Annotated in this window: 1 protein-coding gene; it reads left to right on the top strand. The window is 62.6% G+C overall.

The window, feature by feature from the left end; all coding sequences use genetic code 11:
* Positions 1 to 33 precede the first annotated feature (33 nt).
* Positions 34 to 1,167 (top strand): IS481 family transposase, encoded by a 1,134-nt coding sequence (locus NKK51_RS32370; protein ID WP_352556346.1) that lies wholly within the window; start codon positions 34 to 36, stop codon positions 1,165 to 1,167.
* Positions 1,168 to 1,226 lie beyond the last annotated feature (59 nt).

Below are 1,226 nucleotides of genomic sequence, written 5' to 3'. Positions count from 1 at the left end.
CAGTTTGGCGTGCTTTGCGCCGGGAGGTTCGCGATGCCATTTGGGAACACCAGCGTGATGGATGGGAAGTTGGAGTTTGTGCGTCTTGCGGTGCAGGATGGCAGCAATGTCAGTGCGCTTTGTCGTCGTTTCGGGATTGGCCGAACCTGTGGTCACAAGTTGATCGCGCGGTATCGCGCCCATGGCGAGGCCGGGCTTGCGGAGCAATCGCGCCGTCCAGCGACGAGCCCGGCGCGCAGCCCGGATGCAGTCGAGGCGGCGGTTCTTGGCATGCGCCGGGCGCACCCGGCCTGGGGCGGACGCAAGATCTCCAAGGTCCTGCAACGCGAGGGAACCGGTTCGCCTGCACCTTCCACGGTGACCGGGATCCTGCACCGCAATGGCGTCGAGCTGGGTTTGCTCGGGGGTGGAGCCAAGCCGTTCGGGCGCTTCGAGCATGCCGCCCCCAACGATCTGTGGCAGATGGACTTCAAGGGCCATGTCGCATTGCGGCAGGGCGGCCGGCTGCATCCGCTGACCGCGCTCGACGACCATTCGCGCTTCTCCGTCGTGCTGCAGGCTTGCATCAACGAGACCGGCGAAACGGTCAAAGCCCACCTGATTGTCGCCTTTCGCCGCTATGGACTGCCGCAGCGCATGGCTTTCGACAACGGCCCACCGTGGGGAGATGGCGGACGAAGCAACTTCACACGCTTCACCGTCTGGCTGATCGAGCACGGCGTCGCCATCTCCCATTCCAGGCCTCTGCATCCGCAGACGCTGGGCAAGGAAGAGCGCTTCCACCGCTCGCTCAAGGCCGAAGCGATGGCCGGACCTGCTTTCGAAAATCTCGATCGCGCGCAGAAAGCCTTCGATGCCTGGCGCGACCTCTACAACACCGAAAGACCTCACGATGGCCTCAAGGGTTGCGTCCCCCTCGACAGATACACACCCTCGCCGCGATCCTTCTGCGAGGCCGTCGAAGCTTTCGACTACCCACAAGACGCCATCGTTCGCAAGGTCCAGAAAGAGGGCCGCGTCGCCTTGTGCGGCTACATCCTGCGCCTCTCCAAGGCATTTGGAGGGAAAGCCGTGGCCTTCACCCCCACCGGCAAGGACGGCGTCTTCCAAGCCTTCTTCAGACATCAGAAAATAGAAACAGTCGACCTCAACCTCTGCAGACGATAAGTGACAAAACTGTTCGCGATGTCCTCGCACACCTGTTCGCGATGTCTCCGGTCCAAACA

It is taken from the genome of Mesorhizobium sp. M0011 (genome assembly GCF_040324155.1).
GTDB lineage: Bacteria > Pseudomonadota > Alphaproteobacteria > Rhizobiales > Rhizobiaceae > Mesorhizobium.
Note: the sequence above shows the minus strand (reverse complement) of the source record. Positions and strands in the feature narration are given on the sequence as shown.

Excerpts from the sequence above, each read along its gene's own strand:
- NKK51_RS32370 (WP_352556346.1), top strand. The coding sequence starts at position 34 with ATGCCATTTGGGAACACCAGCGTGATGGATGGGAAGTTGGAGTTTGTG.